Here is a 21,624-nt window from a genome sequence, read left to right on the forward strand (position 1 = left end):
TCGACGACATCGGGGATCAAAAGGCACAGCGGATGTAACCGGCTTGATGACCTTGAAGGGCCCCGACGTGCAATATCGTCGGGGCCGTTGCCTAGGAAGCACGCGCAAATCCGTTCTTCATCTATTCAGCGGCTCTAGGAAATGTTTCGTTCGCTGTGAGGCGGCCCTGCGCGCATTGAGTGACTTCGCAAGCACCCGTGCTTTGCGTTATTTTGACGCAAACCTTTGCTGGGGTATCCTGATCATATTGCTCGGAATACCGCCCCGGGTCGGAACTCGAAAACTGCGTCACTGAGCGAGTTTTTTGAACAAAGTAGCCGCCCGGGTGCTTTGGATGGATGCAGTCCCCCACCTGTCCGGCGCTGCAACCCGGGTTGGGGCCGTGCGAACAGGTCTTCATTACGGTATCCGAGGTTACAGGCTGAGTATCCCATACAACCTGGGGCGGATCCCTTACGATGACCTTGGAGTTCGTTTCACCGCCGACCTTTAGCTGAAGAAAAACATCGCCGTTGCCAGTACGCTCAATGACTATTTGCTCCGTTTTTCCCTGAGTCCACTTCTCGGGCTTGCTGACTAGGGTGCCACCTTTTACGAGAGGTGGTGCATCATAGTTTGCATTTGCATCGTCGAGGTTTCTTCCAACCCAGAACGCCTCGAACGTGAGAAAATCTCCCTCTCTACTGCGCAACCAGATAGGCAGCCCCGCCGATTTGTGATTGAGGCAGCTTTCGTAAGCGGCTATGGCCCGCGCCGAGTAAGTTTGTGAAAAATAGCTTGTCGCATAGGAGCTGCGGTAGTCAAATTTCGTAGCTTGAGCTATCCGAACAGCTTTTTCCTTGGCTTCAGCGTAGCTGCCCGAGCCGGAAATCAACCCATAGGAACCACTCAAGGCGCCGCTCTTTTTTGCTTGATCGAATTCCTCCTGACTTGCGGTAAGAACAAAGGCCAGCTCGGTTTCTCCCGTGGCGCGAATGTCCTTCATCTCTTGAACCAAGAAAGCTCGCGGGTCACATTGCGCTTCTGCGTAGTTTGTGAAAGCAAACAATGCGACGGCGCTTGCGCACATAGCGCAAAGGAACGCACTGAGGCGGGTCATTTTCCTAACCTCCGCATGAGATGATTAAACAACCAATGCTTGAGCGCCGCTCACCGCTCGTCAAGGGCGAACGTAACTATTCTTAGTACTTGACATTGCGGCAACGGATGCGTGTACATCAACGGCAGGTCGCCCCGCGTGTTGGAAAAATGCCGCGAACCCAAAAACTCGCCCCAGGGATCGACTGAAAGACCTCATCGCAACACGCGCAGCTAACGCGCGCGTCCCATGCGCGTGATGAGGCGCACGCGATCGCCGTCGCGCTCCATGCGGAGGCGATATCCGTCGTACTTCACCTCATGGAGCCAATCTGGGCCGTTCGGGACCGTGGTGCCTTTGGTTGGCAGGCAAAATTCGAATGAACGCATGCGGGAAAAATAGGCATTCTCGCCTGATTTGCGAGGGCGACTTCGTGAGCGCGGACTAATGGGCTGTGGGCTAGGCTCCACAACCTCTGGCAGAGACATTGCTACCAAGCTACTTGGAATAGACTTTTTTCAGTCAGACGCTTTTGTATAGCACTTCCTTGGTTTGGCCATGCCGCACCTTCCGAACCTCAATCCGGTTCGCCCCGGTCCCGGTCCTGAACAGCGACTGCGCAACTTGCAGCGCAGGTTCCGTGCGGTGTCGTCGCGTCATGATCGTGCTATCAAGCTGCGCCGTGTCATGAACGCGGCGATGGCGATCTCAGCCGTTACACTAGCTGTTGCGGTCTTCGGGGTCTTGGCTTCGAGCCCTTGGCCGGTCACGACAACGCTCAGACATATCGCGTCCGCGCCCAACTGTGAGTTTGCCCGCTTGTTTGGCTTGGCACCGGCGAGGCTGGGAGAGCCGGGGTACTGGAGACATCATGATCGCGACAGGGACGGAGTTGCTTGTGAGCCATGGCCGTCGCGGTAGTTTAAGGTTCGTGTTTCGGCCAATTCTCTAGCGGCCCAAGGCTGAGCTCCAAGACATTTAATGGGGCCCCCAGCCGGAAACATGTTGAAACGGGAGGAGGTAAATGTGGGAGCTTACCTACGAACTGATAAAAGCGCTGATCGTTGAGGCTTTGAAATGGGGAATTCTCGCCCTTGGCGGCTGGCTAATCCTGAATGTTGCGCCAATCACAAGATCGATTGCCAAGAAGGGCATTCCTCGCTCTATGGTCATCACCATCATTGCGGCTGTGACCATATCTGGCTTCCTGAATGGCGCTATCACAATACTCTACAACGATTACCAAATAGCTCGCCTTGGCGAGTGGGGCCAGGATCCTGGTCCCTTGGACCCCAAAAACGTCAACGGCGGTTATGGGCCAGTCACGGCGACTTGTCCAAAAGGCTCTTACGTCGTGGGCGTCCGCAACTACGGTAACACGGCTAAGCCATATTGCATCGGGTGCTTCGTGGCCGTTCAGGTATTGTGCCGAAAGCTGAATAACTGACCTTGTTGTTTGCCCACATGTGCAACCTTTACAGCATCACCACCAACCAAGCCGCCATCCTCGCGCTCTTCCGCGTGGTCAACCGCTACGTCGGCAACCTACAGCCAATGCCCGGAGTCTTTCCGGACTACCCGGTGCCGGTGATCCGCAACACGGAAGGCGGGACTGAGATGACGCTCATGCGCTGGGGCATGCCGCCGCCGCCGCGCGCGGGTGGCCCGCCAGTTACTAACATCCGTAATACGTCATCACCACATTGGCGCGGCTGGCTAAAGCCCGAGAACCGTTGCCTTGTGCCGTTCAACAGCTTCGCCGAATAACCGCTTCCGACGAAGCCGCAACTGAAATCTATCGACGGCTGATGGAGCAACTACAGCGGGCGGGATTGCGGCGGAGCGGTTACATTATTTCCCTCATGATCTGGGCGATAAAGAACAAATCGCAAAGTGAGATATTAAACGAGGCGGTCCTTTTGCAGAACTTGATCGACTATGTTCTGGGGCGCATGGATTACACATCAGTTCTGCGACGAGAGTTTGATTTCCACTCTAAGGGGGCATGCTCATCTCTAAAGTGAAGAAGAAGGCGTACACAGGCAGCTCGAAGCAGCCTGAGGATTAGGCGGGTTTTCTATCCGATCGCGCCGCCCTCGATCCGGTGTGGACGTCATTCACCGATGGATACCAGATACTCAGGTTAGCTGTGTCGGGGGGAACGCAGGTAGCGCTCCCCCGCTACCAACGCTTCAGTATGGCGTTCACTTCGATAGTCCGTCCGATGCTCAGACAAAAGCGACGCATCTTAACGACCTCGCTGCGGTGGCGACGACGAAATCGAACATGACGTTCGAGGACGTTAAGGAGTTGCCGTTCCCGCTCATGCAGGGTTACCGCATCATGCGCCTTTGCAATCGCGCCCTATATGAAGTGAGGGACGCGAAGCCCGATGGTGTTTCGCGGATCGAAGTCAACGTGGTTCAGCTCGGCATTGCAAAGGGGGAGTTCTAGTGGAGCGAATCCAGTACGCGCCCCGGCGGGGCGCAACGTATGAAGCGTCGCTGGACATCCTCGTGCCTGCGCTCGCGAGGCTGCGTGAATGTCAGACCTCGATTGATGCTCTCGTGCTAATTGACTCGCTGCCGGACATGATCTTGCCCGGCTTGGCTTACGTGGCTTCGCGCCGACAGTACGTTCCGCGCGACGCGGTGCAGGCCGTGGTGACGTACTGCGGGCCGTTGTTCCTAGAGCGGTGCCTGGGGCGTCGTCGTTCGCGAGAACTGCTTAAGCGCTGCCCCAAGCGGGCGGCATGCTCAGGCCTCGTGAGGTACGATGCCTGACAGTCTGTAAGGTTTGTCGCCTCACAAACCTTACGTTCTGGGCGCCTATTATCGTTGTGACACGCGCGTCGTCTAGGTAGCGAAGCCCTCGCACGCGAAAAATAAAGCCGTTGTCGATCCGGGTCAGTTCGCACAAAAGTCGGTCGAGCCGCTGATTCCAGGGCGGGTCATTTATCAAACCGAGGGTATGGGGCAAGGGGAATGCAACTAATCGCTACAAGGCACTACCACGACTGTAATCCCGTCACGCGTGAAGAATACGAGCTGCAAGACCGGATGTACCGTAAGTCTGACGTTGATTTCGTCCTGAGGGTGGCAGGCTCCCTGCCGGGCGATCCCGCAATCGAACAGTCGTACGGTCTCGAAGGTGTATTTGAGTGGCTGCGAGAATGTCCGGAGCAGATCGAACGGACGGTAATCGAGAAGACCTAGCTCGACTCATGGAGCTGGTAGTCACGCGGCACATATGGGGCCGGGGCCTGACCGCGGAGCAGATGCAAGACACCCTTGCGTCTGCTCTCGACGAAGGCCGACGCCACTTAGTGCGCGTCCGCAAGGGACCGGACGAGCAGATGGAGATTGAATTTAAGGCTGAACTAGGGGATGTGGGACGCGCGTTCGTTGAAGCGTCCAAGAGCGCTCCCGACAACCGGCCTAGTTGAACGCCATGAGCTTTGACGGGTTACCGGCGCTTTCGCACTCGCGGTAACAGGCGGGTACGCGATTGTCCCGAGCAAAAATCGCTCGCCGCAATTGAAGGCGAGGCCTCCGTAAGATAGGCTACGCGAGCAGCCATCCGGGAGGCGGCCCATGACAGGCAAAACCTTCAAGCAGCAAGTCATCGGAACGATCTTAATAGTGCTCCTACTTTCCCTACTTTCGTTAGCCGCTAGTTGTTGGGGTAACCCAAATGCTAGCGACCCATATAGCAGCGCCCTGCGGGTCGTTCCTGCGGTTTTGATTCCTATCGGGGCTGCTTGGCTCGCGTTCTGCGTTCAGCGGAGGGTTGCTTTCACGAAAGCCCTCTTTGATGTGTGGCAGAAAATTGTGGTTACAGTTCAGGACTCAATACAGTACACGCATTCGCCAACGCACACGCAGGCTGAATACGCGAAGGTCATGCACAGCCTAAGTTGCCGAATAGATGATGTACGGGGTGCGTTTCGGAATGTAGGGGAAGAGCGCACAGCTTTGTCCCATGAAACCAGAAAATTCGTTTTGGCCATTCAACATGCTAAATCACTAAGCGCCTGCGCAAGTGCGTTGGCGACGTACGGCTTCCCAGAAAAGAAATCTATCGGTCTTTATCCATTCGAAAGTCTAAAGCAGATTTCTGCCGTCATCTCACGCTTGGGCTACGGCAGTTCGATAACGTCGCAAGACTCCGAAATCGCACGGGATACAATATTAGCACTCTGGGGGATACTCCGTGGAGAGTTGTTGAAGGAGCTCGACAGAGATTATCCTGATTACCCTGATACACCGTTCAAAGCTTAGTGGCCTCATCGATGTCACGCTTCATGTGCTCAGCCCGAATATGTATTGAACCTACCGTGCTTGACGCCTCGAATGTACCCGCGCGACACCCGCTCTTCCATCTCGCGCTCTAAGAACTCATTCGCAATCAACAGCGCCTTCACAGCTTCGCGGGCGCGCCGCAAGCTGCGATTGCCTGATCGGCAGCAGCGTCTAAGCTGGCCGCATCTGCTGAGAGATTCGGTGCGTGCCGGCGCACCTGCCACGGATCGAGGTCGTCGTCGACATCGAGGACAAGACCTGTCCCTGCTGCCAGGGCGAGTTACACCGGATCGGCGAGGATAGAAGCGAGCGGCTCGACCTAGTCCCGGCGCAGTTCCGGATCCTCGTGACCCGGCGTCCCAAATATGCCTGCCGTGCTTGCGAGGATGGTGTCATGCAAGCGCCGGCCCCGGCGCGGTTGATCGAGGGCGGACTGCCGACCGAAGCAACCGTCGCCCAGGTTCTGGTGTCCAAATATGCCGATCACCTGCCACTCTACCGGCAGGCGCAGATTTACGCCCGCCAGGGCATTGAGCTCGATCGTTCGACGCTGGCGGACTGGGTGGGGCAAGCAGCCTTCCACCTGCGTCCGTTGCATGAGCGCCTCCTCGGCAAGCTCAGGCAACGGCCCAAGCTGTTCGCCGACGAGACGGCGATGCCGGTGCTCGATCCCGGCCGCGGGCGTACCAAGACCGGCCAGCTCTGGGCCTATGCGGCGGACGACCGGCCGTGGGGCGGTGCCGATCCACCGGGCGTCGCCTATGTCTATGCCCCCGATCGCAAGGCCGATCGACCGATCGCCCATCTGGCAGGCTTCAAGGGAATCCTGCAGGTCGACGGCTATGTCGGCTATGGCAAGCTCGCCGAGCGTGGCGACGTTCAGCTTGCATTCTGCTGGTCGCACATGCGGCGCAACTTCTACGAACTTGCCGCCCCCGGTCCCGCGCCTATTGCAAGCGAGGCGCTCAAGCATATCGCCGAGTTCTATGCCATCGAGAAGGAAATCCGTGGTCGCAGCGCCGACGAGCGACATCTCGTTCGACAACAGAAGAGCCGGGCGCTCGCCGACGCATTCCAAAGGTGGCTGCGAACGAAACTCGGTTTGATCAGCCAAAAGGGTAAGCTGGCCGATGCCATTCGGTATGCGCTCTCACGCTGGGAGGGCCTGACGCGCTTCATCGAAGATGGCCATATCGAGCTCGACAACAACACCGTCGAGCGCTCGATCCGCCCGATCACGCTCAATCGGAAAAACGCACTGTTCGCAGGTTCTGACGGCGGTGCCCAACACTGGGCCGTCATCGCCTCCTTGATCGAAACCTGTAAGCTGAATCACATTGATCCGCTGGCCTACATCACCGATGTGCTCACCAGGATCGTCAACGGTCACACGAACCGCCAACTCGACAGTTTGTTGCCATGGGCCTACGGAAACGGCTAGAATCCGGCCTGGGCGAAGAAAATCGACCAACCGACATTCTTGAGGCGCGCCGATGAGCGACAAGAACATCTTGTGGCAACAGGACGGGGTAGATCCCGGTTGGTTTATAGCCGAACAAATCGGGTCGATTAGGAACAGCACGAGTTACCGCCCGGGCGGTTGGTGGTTCTTGCCTGCTTGGCTGCCCGACACGCAAGAACACGACGTTGGTCCGTTTAAAACCAAAACTGCGGCACTAGCTGAGGCGGAACGGCTGGCAGCCCTCCACAAACGAAAAACATAGAGATCAGCTAACGTCTCGAACCCGTGTGTTCGGAACAGCGCTTACTGTTTTTGCATCCCGCTTTTGCAAAAGACCTATTGGGACAGGCCAGCCTCATTGATGGCGACACGCTAGAGATTCACGGCACCCGTATACGGCTGTGGGGGATTGATGCGCCTGAAACCTCGCAGCTCTGCCGGGGTGACGACAGCTTGCCTTATCGCTGCGGCGTTAAAGTGGCGAGCGCGCTAATCGCGCCGTGTTCGATGCAACCCGTCAACATCTTTGGGCACATAGCTGCGGGCGTATTCCACCAAGGTCTTTAAGTCGCGGCCCAGTTTCCATTCCCACGTATTAGGTGCATTCAAATAGCTTTCTCCGCCAAAATTCTTGCCTATGGCGCGGTCAAGAAGATGGTTTGCGAACGCGTCTATATTGTCTGCAAGTTCAGCGAAGTTATGATGTTCGGGCAACTTCCTGTAAGCCCGTCCGAGACGTGACAGACGATTGAACAGTCTCATACTCTATCTCTCTTTCCACGCGCGCTGTTCACTCGTCCCCGTTAAACCAGTCGGGGTGTTGCTGCCGCATGCGTCCTTCAACCGCTCGAAATTGATTGACCATCATCAAGTCTGATTGAGGGTCTGGGTGGTTCCAGCTTAGCTGGCTCAGCGTTTCTCGGTCGCTCTCAGCTCGCCAAAGATTATGATTGTGGAGAGCAGAATCCAAGAAGTGCTCTCGGTCTGAGTCCGCGAACTTGGACCACGACGGGAAGTCGGTCGGCCTGAAGCGGCGATAAAAGGAAGACCGTAGAGCCGGATCACGGGCGCCAAGTAGCGCTTCGTCCGCCTTCAGCAAGTCAGCTAGCCGCGAGCGTAGAAAGTATCCCGCGTCCACTTGATCGGCGCTTTCGGTTGAAAAGTACCAGCGCCTAATCATCGCTGTTGGGTCCACACCACGCGCGGGATGGCATGCGTTCAAGAGGTAGTACAAGACACTCGCCCACCGGGGTGTAACGGGGACTGTTGCTGCTAGCTGCCACGCGCAGGAAAAGACCTTGTGATACGAATAATCGCTGTATCCGTCCAAATATGTTTCATCGTACGGAGTGGACATGCGGGGATTTTTTGCGAGTGCGATGATGGCCGACTCGAACGTTTCATCGCTCAATGAATCGAAGGGGGATTTTCGTTCGAGAAGTTTTTCGAGGATGCTGTCGCTTAATGTTGAATTCGAAAATAGCGCGCAAAGCTCCTGGGTGTCAGTAGGCAAAGAAGCGTGAAGTAAAAATCGATCACCAAAGGGGTCAAACCCACCGCTTGGAAAACTAGCTAGGAGCGTGCAACGGATGCCCCGGTGTTCCCGTTCGTATATTCGTTGCGCGACGCCTGCGTTAACGCCGTAACGGGCTAGGCCGAACTCAATGAATGCGTCATTGCGGAGGTAGAGGATTTCTTCTTGGTGCTTGTTGTCGTCGCGCATGAGAAGCGGCGTTTTGCTCGCGCTCTCTCGCCTTCGTTTCAGCCACTCGACTGCCTCTGACGGTGGGCAGACTTCCAAAAAAGCTCCTTCGATTATCTCTTCCGTGCTCAATGCCATGGTAGACGATCAGCCCCCGCATTCAATTCAAGCTACAATCTCGCGGCGCAGTTGCTTCTCAGCTTCGCCCGCGCCATCAAGCGAATTCGTTTGTTCTTATGGCTGGTCCGCGAGGCCTTAATCTTCGGCGGTTGTCGCGCGATCAGCGGCCGGTTCGAGTTCTAAACTGAGCTGAGCCTTTTCAGGCGGCAGGGGTAAATCAGACAAGCTAATGACCTTGATCTTCGCGAGCGCCCCGAGCGCGGCAACGTCTCCATCGTCGGAGTAAATTTCGGTCGCGCCGTGAACCCTCGCGATGGCAACAATCTGACGGTCGACTTTCACCTTCTGCCAAGGGGCTTTTGTTGGCCCTCGCTTATTCCCGTTTGCGAGCGCTGTGCGCAGCATCGCTGCGGCTTCCAAAGCAGCGCGGGTATCAAATGGCTCGATTGCGAACACGGCGTACTTCTGCAAGTCCTCTACGATTTTCTGAGAGGCTTCCGGCCCGGCTGTGACTAGGGCCTCGCTGAGCGCGGGCGTCGGTATGATGATTTTCGATTTGTCCTGACTCAGTCGGTGCACCAAGTACTGGATTCTATCCCGAGGGCGGGTGATGGGCGCGCCGTCCGCTCCATTCGGAATGCGGGTACCTGGGCGCAGCAACAGCAAGAGATTCGTGGAGTCAATGACCACCATTCTTGCTGCCTCCCGGTCCCTTTCGCATATCGATCAGCTCTTGATATGCGTCGTCTCCCCATTCGGTGGGAATGTCGCGTAGAGCCGCGAGCGCGTCGGTAAGCTGAGTCTCGCGGAGAGCTTCAAAGCTCTCCACCCGGAAGCTCTCAAGTGTCCAAGTGCCGTCCGCATCGCGAGTCCACTTGCCCTTGCCGAACAGTCGCACAGGCTCGAAGAGCTTAGCCCCGAGCTGTTTGGCTATGGCGCGTGTGGTTTCGCAGCCGCTTATCTGTTGAGTTTCGGATTGCAGCGTTATGTGGATGGAGCTGTCTTTGCCGCGAATGCCGGTGACAATGCCGTCAATCGAGCCTTGCTGTTTGACGGTGAATCTATCCTCCACCGCCTCGCGCCCGGGGAAGCGGATAATAACCCCACGGGGCGCGGCGTCTCGCAGCACGCCGACCGCGTTGTCGGCCTTAAGAAGCTTGTTCAGGCTGTTGAAGGCCCGGAGGGTGTCTCCGCTAGCATCCCCCGCGCGTACGGCTACCACGCGTGCGCGGACCTTCGGCATGGCCTCCCGGTCAACACGCGCGTTTAGGATCGTGCTGCCCTTTGTGAGGCCTCGAAAGTGCACCGCGTCCCGCTCGCCAAGTAGCGTTGCTAATTCTGCCATGTACTGAGCTAGCCGTCCCATCGGCATGGTTGCCGGGCTATAGGCGTCAATCCTGAATTGATATTCGCTGCCGTGCGGGCGGGTCGCTTTGTTCGGAGGCTTTGCCATCGGCGTCAACTCTTAAGGGGCGCAGGCCAGTAAAGCAGAGCCGCCTTAATATTACTACCAATGCGGGCGCGAACCGACGAAAGTAGAGCAGGGCGCGCAATCGCCCTGCGCCAGGCCGGACGCGGGGTACTTAAGTCAGGCCGCCCGGTAAGTCTTTGAAAACAATGGTTCGAATTGGGTGGGGGACCGTTCGTAGCGCTCCACTGACTCGAACCCCCGACGGTCAGGAACGACTCTGGCCGCACCTCTGTCCTGATCCTGGAGCCGGGCAGGAAGCCTTGAAAGCCTTACCGAATTTGCCGACCGCGAGATACATCACCGGTGCATCGATTACGGCGATTGGCACGTGTGCGGAAGCGAAGATTGGCTGGTCCATGTCGCGACGAAACAATACAAGCCGATCCAGGTCAACGAACAGTGCGAAGTCTTGGGCTCTTGGGCGATTTGGCAGAGGGCAACGACTGCAGGGCCAGCCTGCATTTACACGCTCCACCGACCCTGACGTCGCGGATGGCCTGGTCGAGAAGGCTCCGGACCTGAAAAGAGATGGCCGAGGCGAAGCCTCCCGACGGCAGCGGCTCGATGGCACCGGACCCGGCGATGGTCAGTCCGCGAGGAACAGGCGCCTAGGTGTATTCACTAGCGCACACCGCAGTTCTCCGGAGGAGAACGGAACATCCGGAGGCGGGGGAATATGGCTATCATCTCATGTTGCTCGCATGGCTATCATCTCATGTTGCTCGCGCTGTTATTGCCAAGTCCAAGCCGTGGTGTAGAGTTCGCGAGATTTTGAACACTCTTAAATTCGACGCCGCCGCGATTGCGTTACGATAGTTTTTTCTTCTGGGGGTTCCCCACCACCGCGCTTTTGCGCGCGGTTCTGGACGAGGTCTGTGAAAAAGTCTTCCGGGCCGAGACCGGAGCCCGTACCCACGTGGCGTCGAAAATTCTGGAAGCTGCGACCAGAGGCGACACATCGCCGGACCGCCTCAAGCAGTTTGTTCGCCAAGCTCTCTCGCAAGCGCCGACGATGTGGCGCTGACCGGCCGAGGGGGCGGGGGTGAATTTCCAGGTCACGGTACTAAAGATCCTGGTGAGCTACCCGGGCGGATTTGCCGTGATGGCCGACCTCAAGCGCGACATGGCGATCTTGGCGACCAGCGGTCGCGATTGGGCCAATCGCACCAAGCGGATGGCTGAGCGCATTCCGGAACTCGACATCTTTTCGCAAGGCCTCATTGAGCGCGAAGACGGCGGCCGGAAGATCACCGCCAAGGGGCGCGTCGTGCTGGAATTCATGGAGACCGCCCCGCCGCCGAGCCGCCGATGGAGTCGGGACCGGCCGAGCAAGAGGATGCGCCAGTGCCACCGCTCCCGCAGCCCGCCGAACGGGCCAGGCGGCGGCGCGAACGTCGCGAGCGCCGGCGCGAGGCGCGCGAATGGGCGAGGGCGAACGCTTCCTAGCAGCGTCCTTTCAGAAGAAGCCTGGCGCATCTCGACTATAGCTCAGTGCGACGGTGCCAATAGACCGCATATACAGGGCCCGCGCGAAGGAGATTGCTCAGGGGTGTGCTGGTCTTCGCCTTCGGACCCGGTGAAACTCCAAGAACCGGATACCCGCAACCCCAGGCAAAAATCCGAACCCAGTGGGCGCCGTTCTCGGCGAGAACGGCCGCAACGAAATCGCAACGAATTAGGCGAAACGACCGTGAACAAAGCGTGTCGAAAACGGACGCCATGCCGAGAAAAATCAATAACTTAGAGGATATACGCTGCGTTCGGGACGCAGGGGTCGCAGGTTCGAATCCTGCCACTCCGACCATTCTTCCAAAAGTCGACGTTTTCCAGAGGCTTGGCCGACCGGCCGCCGGCACCTCGGAGCGCCTTTCTGCAACGATTTTCGGGGCGGGTCCACGGCGGATTTGGCCGGGCAGGGCGGCTTGTCGCGGCGGCATGGCTTTGCGGCCGCTCCCGTTGGCTGTCCACCAATGAACGGACGGCTCGGCGTTCCCTTGGCAAGCCCCGTTATCCGCCGCGGCGCCGGTCGCGCGATGTGATACCTAGCGATATCGTCCCGATCCGGAGCGCAGATGCAACCTCCTCGTCCAGCCCTGCTGCGGCAAACGCTGATGGGCGCCCTTGCGCTCGCGGCGATCGCGGCGGTGGGCTGGCTGACCTACGTTCTTGCCCTGGATGCCGGGTTTGCGCGCATGCAGCGGGAGGCCAAGGACCGGCTCGCGCTGATCGCCAGCACCTTCGACGCGACGGTCGCGCGCTATCGCTATTTGCCGGCGGTCCTGTCGCTCGCCGATCCCATCCGCGAGCTCTACCGCGATCCCCACGATGCGGCCGCGACTGCCGCCGCCAATCGCTACCTCAAATCGCTCAACCAGGGCGCGCGATCTGCCGAGCTGTATGTTCTCGACAGCACAGGCCTTGCGCTGGCGGCGAGCAATTTCGACCAGGATTCGAGCTTCGTCGGACACAATTACGCCTTCCGCGCCTATTTCGTCGATGCGATGCGAACCGGCGAGGGCCATTACTACGCCGTCGGCGCCACCACGGGACAGCCCGGCTATTTCCTGTCGCACCGGATCGTGGAGGGCGGCAAAACCCTCGGGGTCGCCGTGGTCAAGATCGATCTCAGCGCGCTCGAGGCCGACTGGGCGCGGGCCGGCGACCTCGTGGCGATGGAGGACGAAAACGGCGTGATCTTCCTCGCCAGCCGCGAGGACTGGAAATATCGTCCGCTGCTCCCGGTCCCCGCCGAGCGGCTTGCTGAATTGAACGCCGTGCAGCAATTCGGTCAGGCGATCGATGCAGCTCCGGTCTTCGTGCCCGAGCGGGACCGGCAGCGCGTTCAGATCGGTCGCGCGCGCGGCAGCGGCAATGTGGAGCTCGGCGAATACGCACTTCAGGTCCATCCGCATGACCAGGGCTGGAAGCTGCTGCTGTTCTCGGACGTCGCGGATGCACGGCGCAGTGCGGCGACTGTTGCGATCGCGGGCGTCCTCGCTCTCGTCGCTTCGCTGCTGGTCGTGCTGGTTGCCTATCAGCGGCGGCAGGCCGTCAGGACGAAGCTCGAGGCGCATGACGTTCTCGAGCGGCGCGTGGCCGAACGCACGGAAGAGCTGCGCCGCACCCTCGAAAGTCTCGTGCAGAGCGCCAAGCTCGCGAGCCTCGGTCAGGCGCTCGCCGGTGTCGCGCACGAGATCAACCAGCCGCTCGCGGCGCTGATCACCTATGTCGCGAGCAGTCGCGTCCTGCTCCGTCGCAACGAGGTCGATCGTGCCGCCGCCAACCTCGATCTGATGTCTTCGATCGCCGAACGCATGATGGCGCTGATCGATCACTTACGGATGTTCGCGCGCAAGGAGACCGGCACACGCAGCGCCGTCGAGCTCGCGCCTGTCATCGACAATGCGGTTCGCCTGCTGCAATACCGGATCAACAACGAGCATATCGAGATGGTGCGCACTGCGCCCGCCGAGCCGCTGCATAGTCTTGCCAATCCGATCCGGCTCGAGCAGGTGATCGTCAACCTGTTGTCGAATGCGATCGACGCGATGCGCGATTCCGAGCGGCGGGTGCTCGAGGTCGCGCTCGGCCGGCGGGGCGACAGCGCCGTGATCGAGATCAGCGATACCGGTGCCGGCATTGCGCCCGAGCACATCAAATCGCTGTTCGACCCGTTCTTCACCACCAAGGAGATCGGCGAGGGGCTTGGCCTCGGGCTTTCGATTTCGTACGGAATCGTCAGGGAGTTCGGAGGAAATATCTTGGTGGACAGCGCGCCCGGCAGGGGCTCGACCTTCAAGGTCGTCATTCCGGTCATGGATGCCGCGCCGGCCCCGGAACATCGGGAATTGCAGGCGTGAGCGGTTCCGTGCTCGTCGTCGACGATGAGGAGATCGTCCGCAATTCGGTGCGGCAATGGCTGGAGCTCGGCGGCTTCACGGTCCGGGTTGCCGCCGGCGCGGACGAGGCCATTCGCCTCGTGAAGGAAGCTCCGCCCGAGGCCGTGCTGACCGATTTTCGCATGCCGCACCGATCCGGGCTCGAATTGATGGGTGACATTCATCGCGCCGACCCTGATATTCCCGTGGTGCTCCTGACCGCGCATGGCGACGTGCCGCTGGCCGTGGCTGCGATGCGGGAGGGCGCCTACGACTTCCTGCAGAAGCCTCACGATCCCGAACTGCTTTCGGCGGTCATCACCCGCGCAATCGAGCGGCGGCGGTTGAAAGTGCAGCTCAGCCAGCTCGCCGATCGTCTCGCCGCTCCTGGCGCGATCGATGCCCGCCTGATCGGCCTGTCGAAGCCGATGGCCGCGGTGCGCGCCAGCGTGCTCGAGCTCGCCGGTCACGATCGCGACGTGATCGTCACGGGCGAGACCGGAACCGGCAAGGAGGTCGTGGCGCGCGCGTTGCACGATTTCGGACCGCGCGCGAAGGCGCCTTTCGTCGCCGTGAACTGCGCCGCGATTCCGGCCGAATTGTTCGAAAGCGAATTGTTCGGCCACGAGGCCGGTGCCTTCACCGGCGCCCGTGGCGCCCGCATCGGAAAGTTCGAACACGCCAGCGGCGGCACGCTGCTGCTCGACGAGATCGAAAGCATGCCGCTTCCGTTCCAGGCCAAGATCCTGCGGGCGCTCCAAGAGCGCGCGATCGAGCGGGTCGGGTCCAACAAGCTCCTGCCCATCGACGTTCGGATCATCGCGGCTGCCAAGGGCGATCTCGCGGCGGACAGCCGCCAGGGACGTTTCCGCTCCGATCTTTACTTCCGTCTTGCCGCGGCGGAGATCCGCCTGCCGGCGCTGCGCGAGCGCGACAATGATGTCCTGCTGCTGTTCGAGCATTTTGCCGCCGCTGCCGCCAAGGGCGCGGGCCGCACGATGTCGCCGCTGCGGGCGGACGATCTCGACGCGCTGCTTGCACATGACTGGCCCGGCAATGTGCGCGAGCTGAAGAACGTTGCCGAACGTTATGCGCTGGGACTGGTCGCGACCGGCCGCAGCGTTGCCGAGATCCTTCGGCGCGGCGAACCGGGAGCGCCGCAGCGGTCGCTCGCCAACCGTGTTGCGGCCTATGAGCGCGCGCTGATCGAGGCTGCCTTGCGCGAGCATGACTGGTCGATCGCTGCCGTCACCGAGGATCTCGGCGTGCCACGCCGAACGTTGAACGAGAAGATGGCGAAATACGCGCTGACACGGCCCGGCCGCAAGGAGTCCTGAGCCGGCGGCGATCGGCGGAAATCCGCCGATGCGGACATTCGCGTCGGCGGATTCCTGCCGATGTTTTGGCCCTCGAGAGGCCGTATTCCTCCAGAATCCGCGCAGTTCCCGGCAATTCTCCGCGTTTCCGCACTCCGCACGCGATTGGCACAGCCGTTGCTGAAGGCGTGCCGAAACCATCCGGTTTTCCAATAAATCTGCGGAGGACGTCGTGAGTTCACAGGAAGCCTCAATTCAGACTGTCGGAGCGCCCCTCAGGGAATCGCGTGCCGATGTCAGCGACATGAAGCGCCGGTTGCGCGCGATCTTCGTCGGCTCGGTCGGCAATCTCGTCGAGTGGTACGATTTCTACGCCTATGCGGCGTTCTCCCTCTATTTCGCCAAGGCGTTCTTCCCTGATGGCGACGAGGTGGTGCAGCAGCTCAACGCGGCGTTGCTGTTTGCGGCGGGCTTCCTGGTACGTCCGCTCGGTGGCTGGCTGTTCGGCCATCTCGCTGATCGCTATGGCCGGCGCAATGCACTGACACTGTCGGTCGTGATGATGTGCTTCGGTTCGCTGATCATCGCGGTGACGCCGACTTATGCTTCGATCGGCCTGGCCGCTCCTGTCATCCTCGGCCTGGCGCGGGTGCTGCAGGGGCTGAGTCTCGGCGGCGAATACGGCACCAGCGCCACCTATATCAGCGAAGTCGCCGACGAGAAGAACCGCGGCTTCTACTCCAGCTTTCAGTACGTGACCCTGATCGGCGGCCAGCTCTGCGCCATCCTCGTGCTGCTTCTGTTGCAGAAAGTCTTTCTGTCGACTGACGAAATCCGCGCCTGGGGCTGGCGCGTGCCGTTTGCGTTCGGCGCCGTTCTCGCCGTCGTCGCGGCCTTGATGCGCAGCAATCTGCACGAAACCGATGCCTTCAAGAGCAGCCAGGCCGCGGTGAAGAAATCCAGCTCGATCCGCGCGTTGCTGAACTATCCGCGCGAGCTGATGCTGGTGGTGGGACTGACGATGGGCGGTACGGCGGCCTTCTATACCTACACCACCTACATGCAGAAATTCCTTCGCCTCTCGGTGAAGCTGACCGACGACCAGACCACCATGGTGACGGCAGGAAGCCTCGTCTTCGCGATGGTGCTGCAACCGGTTTACGGTGCGATCTCCGACCGCATCGGGCGCAAATGGCTGCTGATCGGCTTCGGCGTGTCCGGCACGCTGTTCACCATCCCCCTGTTGACGACGCTGCAGGCCACGCACGATGCATTTTCCGCCTTCCTGCTGATTGCCGCTGCCTGGATGATCGTATCAGGCTATACCGCGATCAATGCGGTGGTGAAGGCGGAACTGTTTCCGACCAGCGTGCGCGCGACGGGCGTCGGCGTGCCCTATGCGCTGACCGTCTCGATCTTCGGCGGCACCGCCGAATCGATCGCGTTGTGGTTCAAGTCCATCGGTCACGAAAGCTGGTTCTACTGGTATCTGACCGGCTGCATCGCGGTTTCGCTGCTGGTCTATCTGACGATGCGCGACACCAAGGCGACGTCTGCAATGGACCGTCACGAATAGGGCGGGGACGTCCAGCGGGCGGTGGATCTTCTCACCGCCTCGCCACCAACACCCCCACCAGAAACGCCACCATCAGTGCCGGCAGGGGCGCCTCGCGGACCATGCCGCGAAGGACGTCCGGCCAGTGCTGCTCGGGGACCAGTCTTGGCGATCGCACGTTCGGCGCCGGCGCGATGCCCCAGTGTGATGCGAGCTCGGCAACTTCGCTCGACGCCAGCCGCACGTCGTCGCGCACGCGGAAGATCGCGGCCTCCGCGCGCTCGCGCGGCGCGAGCTGCATCAGTGTCGCGACGGCCGTGCGCAACGTCATTTCGCCAAAACCTTGCAGCCTCACCTGCTCCTCGGGATCGGACGTCATGTGAAATCCCTCACAGCGCCAAATTCTTCACAACGCGAAGTGGCGCGCGAGGGCGAAGGCGGCCGTCGCGCACAGGACCAGCGTGGACACCGCGCCGGCCACGCCGCGCGCGAGATGGGCTCTTGTCAGGTGCCTGGTCATGATCGTGCTCCATGCTCTCATGGAAATGGCGGCACGTGACGTTGGTTCCTTCAGCGCCCCGAATCGACGAACTCGCCGTGTGCTGATTATTTCCGCAGCAGCTCGCTCAAGGCCGCCGTCGCCTCGGCGCAGCGGATGTCGTCGATCTCGCGCGACAGGCTGAGCGCGCTCGCTCTCAGCTCTTCGAGCTTCCAGCTCTCCGGATGCTGGCTTTCGAGCTGACCCAGACGCTTGTTCAGATCGTCCAGTCTGGATTGGAGCTGCCCGATGCTGGCATCCCCGTTCACTTTCCAAACGCGTTGTGCACGCATCGCCGTTCCCCTGATAGTCTCACGGCCTTGTGAGAGCGGTTCGTGGCCGGAATGGGAGTTTGTTTTGTCCGGCTTCAGACGGTGGGGAACCGTTGCATATCCGCAACGAAGTTCCCGGACTTTCGCGAATGATCGCGCGGCGCCGCACGATGATACCCATAGGCATGGAATTTGATTGTGTCCCGTCAGGACGATGGGGAAGCCGGCCTGTGCATGCGGTGCGCCGCTCGATAGGCTCAGACCCGACGCACTCGGAAACGAAGGAATGACGCGTGGCGAGATTTGTGACTGTTGCAGCCGGCCAGCTTGGCCCGATCGCCAGGACCGAGAGCAGGACCCAGGTCGTGGCCCGGCTGATGGCCTTGATGCGCGAGGCGAAGGCTTGCGGCTGCGACCTGATCGTCTATCCCGAGCTTGCGCTGACGACGTTTTTCCCGCGCTGGTATTTCGAGGATCAAGCCGAGATCGACGGCTTCTTCGAGCGCGAGATGCCGGGCCCGGAGACGCAGGCCCTGTTCGACCTTGCGCGCGCGACCGGCATCGGCTTCACCCTCGGCTATGCCGAGTTGACGGTCGAAGCCGGAATTGTCAGGCGCTACAACACCTCCATTCTCGTCGACAAGAACGGCGCCATCGTCGCCAGATATCGCAAGGTCCATCTGCCAGGCCATGCCGAGCATGAGCCGTGGCGAAAATTTCAGCATCTGGAGAAGCGCTATTTCGAGCCGGGCAGCGGCTTCGGTGTCGTCGATGCCTTCGGCGGCGTAATGGGCATGGCGATCTGCAATGATCGCCGCTGGAGCGAGACCTATCGGGTGATGGGCCTGCAGGGCGTCGAGATGGTGATGATCGGCTACAACACGCCGGTGCACAATCCGCCCGCGCCCGAGCATGACGATCTCTCGCTGTTCCACAACCATCTGGTCATGCAGGCCGGCGCCTATCAGAACGGCACCTTCGTGGTCGGCGTCGCCAAGGCCGGCGTCGAGGAGGGCGTGGACCACATCGGCGGCAGCTGCGTCATCGCGCCTTCGGGCGAAATCATCGCGCGGTGCACGACCAAGGGCGACGAGCTCGCGCTCGCCCGCTGCGATCTCGACCTCTGCAATTCCTACAAGCGCACCACCTTCAATTTCGACGTCCACCGCCAGCCGCGCGCCTATGGGATGATCGTGGAGCGGAAGGGTGTGACGACGATGGCGGATGGAACGCCGGTGCGAGTGAGGTGATGATCTCTTCTTGGTAGCCCGGGTGAGCGCAGCGATACCCGGGACAGTGCTTGCGCAGACCCGGATGTCGCTGCGCTCATCCGGGCTACGGTTCCGTCACCCTGAGGCGCTCGTCTCCGACCGAGCGCTTGCAAAGCCAACAGACCGGTGAGCGGACGGGGTCAAGGCCGTTAGCCGCCGAAGGCGGGGGCGCGCCAGCGCCAGCCTTGAGCCTGGCCGCTCACCGGTCTAACTCCAGCACAGTTGCTCTTGGCTTTGAGGGCGGGGTGATCAATCAAACCTCGGGCGAAACGCGCCGCGATTGCCAGCCAATTTTGTCGCGAGCTCCTCGCAATGACGGCGCGGAGAACGCCTGCGTCCCACTCCGCTCTCGTGCCTCGGACGCAGGTGCAGCGGCCCGGCGATGCGAAGCATCGTCCGGGGTGGTGCGCTGCAGAGCCGGGGCCCATCCATCCGCATTGTGCCGTGTCGCCCTGGGTCCCGGCTCTGCGCCGCAACGCTCAACGCGTTGCAGCTTGTCCGGGACACGCGCACCCGAGCCAGCCTGCAGGCCTCCCGGAGTGGTGCTTTGCGGCTCGTTTACCAATCCCGTGGGGGTGCAATTTCCATCTCGCGGTTTGCCTGCCGCTGTAGTACTTTCGTCTCAATCGGACCCGGTTAACGGGCAGCAGGGGGAGACTGATGAAGCGTGCGGGGCTGTTTGGCGTACCGCGGGTACGGCCGTGGTCGTGGCAGGCGTTTCTGCTTGGATGCGTCGTTGTCGCTGTGTCGGCTGTGCTTCAGGGCATCTGCGTCGCGCTCGGCGCAAAGCTGTATTTTGCAGTGTTCCTGCCCGCCCTGTTCGTGCTCGGCCTGATAGCGGGCGCGCCGGCGGCGGTGTTCGCCGCGCTGTTCACCGTTCCGCTGGTGTGGTGGGCATTCATTCCGCCCTTCTTCGAATTCAACGCGCTATCCAGCGCAAATACCGATTCCATCAACCTGTTCTGCCTGCTCGCCGTGCTGCTGATCGGCCTTGCCGATCTTTGCCGCGAGACGATCAGGATCATCCGCCGTGGCGGGCTGAATCCCCCGGGCGAGAGCGCGGCAACGAATCCGCAATAAATCGCTATCGAGATCGTCCTGGCACGACGTTGCGCGTTGCGTGCGCGCAACAGTCCGGCAACCATCCGCGAGCTTGTCGCGCGCCGCTAACTTTTCGAAAAAGATTTGACCGCAATTTCTCCCGCGGGAATGACGAGGGAGTTTTCGGACATGAACGGTCACGCCATCTTGGAGAACGTGCGACGCTATCGCGGCATCGCATCGCTCTATCGCCAGACCGCTGCATTCCGCCCGGGCCAGAGCTGGTCGCTGCTGGAGCAGGCGCGGGAGTGGGAAGCGCGGGCGCTGTCGGAGCTGGAAGCCTATTTCGCGTTGCGCACGGACTACGCCGCTCCGCTCGCAGCCTGATCGTTAACGACCGGCGCAGCCGTGAACCGGCCCGCCGCAGGCGCGATCGCCCTCGTGGCAATTACGGAGTTGTCTCGCGCGGCGCCTGTGCTAGCAACGGGCCGATCGAAATCTCCTTCACGCCGGCCGGGGCAAGCAATGACCACCTTCAACCGCATCTTCACGACGGAGCGCCTGCTCCAGATCATCGTGATCCTGGCGGCCACCGTCGCGATGAAGCTGATGAGCTGAGCGCCGGCGGATTATCCTCCGCCGAACTCGGGCACGTCGGGCAGGTAGTTCGACCCTTCCGAGCCCAGAAAATCGAACATCGCCTGCGCCGGCGGCAGCAGTACCTTGTCGCTGCGGCGGATCACGTACCATTGCCGCACGATCGGCAGGCCCGCGACGTCGAGCACGACGAGCCGGCCCTCGGCGAGCTCATGCGCCACCGTGTGGGCCGAGATGAAGGCGATGCCGAGCCCGGCGATGACCGCCTGCTTGATGGTTTCGTTGCTGCTCATCTCCATGCCGATGATCGGCTCGAGGTCGGACTTCTGGAACATGCCCTCCATCAGCGTCCGCGTGCCCGAGCCGGGCTCGCGGGTGAGGAAGGTTTCGTGCACGAGATCGGTCAGGTTGAGGCCGGAATCCTTCTCCAGCCAGTGCCCCTTGCGCGCGACGATGATGTGCGGGTTGCGCCCGAGCTGGCGGACGTCGACGGAGACGTCGGCCGGTGGCCGACCCATCACCGCGAAATCGAGGTCGTAGCCGTGCATGGCCTCGCGGATCTCCTCGCGATTACCGATGGCGAGCTTGATCTCGATCTTGGGGTACCGCTTGGAGAACGCCGCGATCGCATGCGGCACGAAATATTTCGCGGTCGAGACCGCGCCGAGATGCACGGTGCCGCCGGTCCGGCCCGCGAGCAGGTCAAGCGCGCCCTGACAGTCCATGATGGCGGCCTCGACCCGCTCGGCCAGCGTCAGCACCTCCTTGCCCGCCTCGGTCAGCAGCATGCCGTCGCCGGTCCGCTGCACCAGCGGCAGGCCGGCGAGATCCTGAAGCTGCCGCAGCTGCTGGGTCACGGCCGGCTGGGTCAGCCCGAGATGCCCGGAGGCCGCCGTCACGCTGCCCTTGACCGAGAGCGCCGCAAGCGAGCGCAGCTGCCGGATCGTCAGATGCCGGAGCTGAGCCGCCGCATGGCTGGGGCCATTATAAGAAAATTCTTTGACGCTCATTATGAATAGAAA

20 protein-coding genes and 3 pseudogenes are annotated in these 21,624 nt (G+C 60.8%); 15 read left to right on the plus strand and 8 right to left on the minus strand.

The window, feature by feature from the left end:
• Nucleotides 1-121: 121 nt before the first annotated feature.
• Nucleotides 122-1,099, minus strand: a complete 978-nt coding sequence (locus tag XH84_RS14620) for a hypothetical protein (RefSeq protein ID WP_128948388.1) — start codon at nucleotides 1,097-1,099, stop codon at nucleotides 122-124.
• Between the two features lie 678 nt (nucleotides 1,100-1,777).
• On the opposite strand from XH84_RS14620, the gene XH84_RS14630 reads away from it, so the two are divergent.
• From XH84_RS14630 to XH84_RS14660, 7 genes and pseudogenes are all read left to right on the plus strand, one after another.
• The gene (locus XH84_RS14630) at nucleotides 1,778-1,999 is read left to right on the plus strand and encodes an excalibur calcium-binding domain-containing protein (protein WP_245471749.1); all 222 of its coding nucleotides are present in this window, start codon (nucleotides 1,778-1,780) and stop codon (nucleotides 1,997-1,999) included.
• 103 nt (nucleotides 2,000-2,102) lie between these two features.
• Complete coding sequence (locus tag XH84_RS14635) at nucleotides 2,103-2,525, plus strand: hypothetical protein (RefSeq protein ID WP_128948389.1); 423 nt, start codon at nucleotides 2,103-2,105, stop codon at nucleotides 2,523-2,525.
• 17 nt (nucleotides 2,526-2,542) lie between these two features.
• Nucleotides 2,543-2,842: pseudogene (locus XH84_RS14640) on the plus strand (SOS response-associated peptidase family protein); the annotation flags it as partial.
• A gap of 522 nt (nucleotides 2,843-3,364) precedes the next feature.
• The gene (locus XH84_RS39755) at nucleotides 3,365-3,532 is read left to right on the plus strand and encodes a hypothetical protein (RefSeq protein ID WP_164937378.1); all 168 of its coding nucleotides are present in this window, start codon (nucleotides 3,365-3,367) and stop codon (nucleotides 3,530-3,532) included.
• 1,139 nt (nucleotides 3,533-4,671) lie between these two features.
• Nucleotides 4,672-5,358: a hypothetical protein gene (locus XH84_RS14645; protein ID WP_128948390.1), complete on the plus strand. Its 687-nt coding sequence runs from the start codon at nucleotides 4,672-4,674 to the stop codon at nucleotides 5,356-5,358.
• Between the two features lie 226 nt (nucleotides 5,359-5,584).
• A pseudogene (tnpC, locus tag XH84_RS14655) lies at nucleotides 5,585-6,820 on the plus strand (IS66 family transposase); the annotation flags it as partial.
• A 52-nt stretch (nucleotides 6,821-6,872) separates the two neighbouring features.
• The gene (locus XH84_RS14660) at nucleotides 6,873-7,103 is read left to right on the plus strand and encodes a hypothetical protein (protein WP_128948391.1); all 231 of its coding nucleotides are present in this window, start codon (nucleotides 6,873-6,875) and stop codon (nucleotides 7,101-7,103) included.
• A gap of 227 nt (nucleotides 7,104-7,330) precedes the next feature.
• Here XH84_RS14660 and XH84_RS39760 read toward each other — a convergent pair whose 3' ends face one another.
• The 4 genes from XH84_RS39760 to XH84_RS14680 all read right to left on the minus strand — a co-directional run bounded on the left by XH84_RS39760 (nucleotide 7,331) and on the right by XH84_RS14680 (nucleotide 10,116).
• Nucleotides 7,331-7,603, minus strand: a complete 273-nt coding sequence (locus XH84_RS39760; RefSeq protein ID WP_164937379.1) for a hypothetical protein — start codon at nucleotides 7,601-7,603, stop codon at nucleotides 7,331-7,333.
• 28 nt (nucleotides 7,604-7,631) lie between these two features.
• Nucleotides 7,632-8,681, minus strand: coding sequence for a hypothetical protein (locus XH84_RS14670; protein WP_128948392.1), 1,050 nt, complete (start codon nucleotides 8,679-8,681; stop codon nucleotides 7,632-7,634).
• A gap of 117 nt (nucleotides 8,682-8,798) precedes the next feature.
• Nucleotides 8,799-9,356 (minus strand): type II toxin-antitoxin system VapC family toxin, encoded by a 558-nt coding sequence (locus XH84_RS14675; RefSeq protein WP_128948393.1) that lies wholly within the window; start codon nucleotides 9,354-9,356, stop codon nucleotides 8,799-8,801.
• On the minus strand, nucleotides 9,343-10,116 hold the full coding sequence (locus XH84_RS14680) for a hypothetical protein (protein ID WP_128948394.1): 774 nt from the start codon (nucleotides 10,114-10,116) through the stop codon (nucleotides 9,343-9,345). The genes XH84_RS14675 and XH84_RS14680 overlap by 14 nt, the downstream gene beginning before the upstream one ends.
• A gap of 820 nt (nucleotides 10,117-10,936) precedes the next feature.
• Between XH84_RS14680 and XH84_RS40785 the strand changes: the two genes are divergently transcribed.
• The 5 genes and pseudogenes from XH84_RS40785 (at nucleotide 10,937) to XH84_RS14705 (ending at nucleotide 16,904) form a co-directional block, all read left to right on the plus strand.
• Nucleotides 10,937-11,158, plus strand: a complete 222-nt coding sequence (locus XH84_RS40785) for a hypothetical protein (protein ID WP_128948395.1) — start codon at nucleotides 10,937-10,939, stop codon at nucleotides 11,156-11,158.
• 18 nt (nucleotides 11,159-11,176) lie between these two features.
• A pseudogene (locus tag XH84_RS14690) lies at nucleotides 11,177-11,580 on the plus strand (hypothetical protein).
• A 626-nt stretch (nucleotides 11,581-12,206) separates the two neighbouring features.
• Nucleotides 12,207-13,994 (plus strand): ATP-binding protein, encoded by a 1,788-nt coding sequence (locus XH84_RS14695; RefSeq protein WP_128916711.1) that lies wholly within the window; start codon nucleotides 12,207-12,209, stop codon nucleotides 13,992-13,994.
• Nucleotides 13,991-15,349 carry a sigma-54-dependent transcriptional regulator gene (locus XH84_RS14700; protein ID WP_128916712.1) on the plus strand — a complete coding sequence of 453 codons (1,359 nt, stop codon included), beginning with the start codon at nucleotides 13,991-13,993 and terminating at the stop codon, nucleotides 15,347-15,349. Before XH84_RS14695 ends, XH84_RS14700 begins: the two co-directional genes overlap by 4 nt.
• Nucleotides 15,350-15,632: 283 nt before the next feature.
• Nucleotides 15,633-16,904, plus strand: a complete 1,272-nt coding sequence (locus tag XH84_RS14705; RefSeq protein WP_128916713.1) for an MFS transporter — start codon at nucleotides 15,633-15,635, stop codon at nucleotides 16,902-16,904.
• Between the two features lie 31 nt (nucleotides 16,905-16,935).
• Here XH84_RS14705 and XH84_RS14710 read toward each other — a convergent pair whose 3' ends face one another.
• Nucleotides 16,936-17,262, minus strand: a complete 327-nt coding sequence (locus XH84_RS14710; protein WP_128916714.1) for a hypothetical protein — start codon at nucleotides 17,260-17,262, stop codon at nucleotides 16,936-16,938.
• Between the two features lie 227 nt (nucleotides 17,263-17,489).
• The gene (locus XH84_RS14715; RefSeq protein WP_128916715.1) at nucleotides 17,490-17,714 is read right to left on the minus strand and encodes a hypothetical protein; all 225 of its coding nucleotides are present in this window, start codon (nucleotides 17,712-17,714) and stop codon (nucleotides 17,490-17,492) included.
• Nucleotides 17,715-17,986: 272 nt separating this feature from the next.
• Here XH84_RS14715 and XH84_RS14720 point away from each other — a divergent pair, with 272 nt between their 5' ends.
• The 3 genes from XH84_RS14720 (at nucleotide 17,987) to XH84_RS14730 (ending at nucleotide 20,392) form a co-directional block, all read left to right on the plus strand.
• On the plus strand, nucleotides 17,987-18,943 hold the full coding sequence (locus tag XH84_RS14720) for an N-carbamoyl-D-amino-acid hydrolase (protein ID WP_128916716.1): 957 nt from the start codon (nucleotides 17,987-17,989) through the stop codon (nucleotides 18,941-18,943).
• 681 nt (nucleotides 18,944-19,624) lie between these two features.
• Complete coding sequence (locus tag XH84_RS14725; RefSeq protein WP_128916717.1) at nucleotides 19,625-20,044, plus strand: DUF4118 domain-containing protein; 420 nt, start codon at nucleotides 19,625-19,627, stop codon at nucleotides 20,042-20,044.
• A 150-nt stretch (nucleotides 20,045-20,194) separates the two neighbouring features.
• The gene (locus tag XH84_RS14730) at nucleotides 20,195-20,392 is read left to right on the plus strand and encodes a hypothetical protein (RefSeq protein WP_128916718.1); all 198 of its coding nucleotides are present in this window, start codon (nucleotides 20,195-20,197) and stop codon (nucleotides 20,390-20,392) included.
• 242 nt (nucleotides 20,393-20,634) lie between these two features.
• Here the strand turns inward: XH84_RS14730 and XH84_RS14735 are convergent, their stop codons facing one another.
• Complete coding sequence (locus XH84_RS14735) at nucleotides 20,635-21,612, minus strand: LysR family transcriptional regulator (RefSeq protein ID WP_128916719.1); 978 nt, start codon at nucleotides 21,610-21,612, stop codon at nucleotides 20,635-20,637.
• Nucleotides 21,613-21,624 lie beyond the last annotated feature (12 nt).

The sequence above is a fragment of the Bradyrhizobium nanningense genome (assembly GCF_004114535.1).
In the GTDB taxonomy this organism is placed as follows: Bacteria; Pseudomonadota; Alphaproteobacteria; order Rhizobiales; family Xanthobacteraceae; genus Bradyrhizobium; species Bradyrhizobium nanningense.

Bases quoted from the DNA above. Each gene is read 5' to 3' on its own strand.
- XH84_RS14660 (WP_128948391.1), top strand. From the start codon at position 6,873: ATGAGCGACAAGAACATCTTGTGGCAACAGGACGGGGTAGATCCCGGT.
- XH84_RS14675 (WP_128948393.1), bottom strand. From the start codon at position 9,356: ATGGTGGTCATTGACTCCACGAATCTCTTGCTGTTGCTGCGCCCAGGT.
- XH84_RS39760 (WP_164937379.1), bottom strand. From the start codon at position 7,603: ATGAGACTGTTCAATCGTCTGTCACGTCTCGGACGGGCTTACAGGAAG.
- XH84_RS14715 (WP_128916715.1), bottom strand. From the start codon at position 17,714: ATGCGTGCACAACGCGTTTGGAAAGTGAACGGGGATGCCAGCATCGGG.
- XH84_RS14680 (WP_128948394.1), bottom strand. From the start codon at position 10,116: ATGGCAAAGCCTCCGAACAAAGCGACCCGCCCGCACGGCAGCGAATAT.
- XH84_RS14730 (WP_128916718.1), top strand. From the start codon at position 20,195: ATGAACGGTCACGCCATCTTGGAGAACGTGCGACGCTATCGCGGCATC.
- XH84_RS14695 (WP_128916711.1), top strand. From the start codon at position 12,207: ATGCAACCTCCTCGTCCAGCCCTGCTGCGGCAAACGCTGATGGGCGCC.
- XH84_RS14620 (WP_128948388.1), bottom strand. From the start codon at position 1,099: ATGACCCGCCTCAGTGCGTTCCTTTGCGCTATGTGCGCAAGCGCCGTC.
- XH84_RS14645 (WP_128948390.1), top strand. From the start codon at position 4,672: ATGACAGGCAAAACCTTCAAGCAGCAAGTCATCGGAACGATCTTAATA.
- XH84_RS14670 (WP_128948392.1), bottom strand. From the start codon at position 8,681: ATGGCATTGAGCACGGAAGAGATAATCGAAGGAGCTTTTTTGGAAGTC.
- XH84_RS14635 (WP_128948389.1), top strand. From the start codon at position 2,103: ATGTGGGAGCTTACCTACGAACTGATAAAAGCGCTGATCGTTGAGGCT.
- XH84_RS14630 (WP_245471749.1), top strand. From the start codon at position 1,778: ATGGCGATCTCAGCCGTTACACTAGCTGTTGCGGTCTTCGGGGTCTTG.
- XH84_RS39755 (WP_164937378.1), top strand. From the start codon at position 3,365: ATGACGTTCGAGGACGTTAAGGAGTTGCCGTTCCCGCTCATGCAGGGT.
- XH84_RS14705 (WP_128916713.1), top strand. From the start codon at position 15,633: ATGAAGCGCCGGTTGCGCGCGATCTTCGTCGGCTCGGTCGGCAATCTC.
- XH84_RS14735 (WP_128916719.1), bottom strand. From the start codon at position 21,612: ATGAGCGTCAAAGAATTTTCTTATAATGGCCCCAGCCATGCGGCGGCT.
- XH84_RS14725 (WP_128916717.1), top strand. From the start codon at position 19,625: ATGAAGCGTGCGGGGCTGTTTGGCGTACCGCGGGTACGGCCGTGGTCG.
- XH84_RS14710 (WP_128916714.1), bottom strand. From the start codon at position 17,262: ATGACGTCCGATCCCGAGGAGCAGGTGAGGCTGCAAGGTTTTGGCGAA.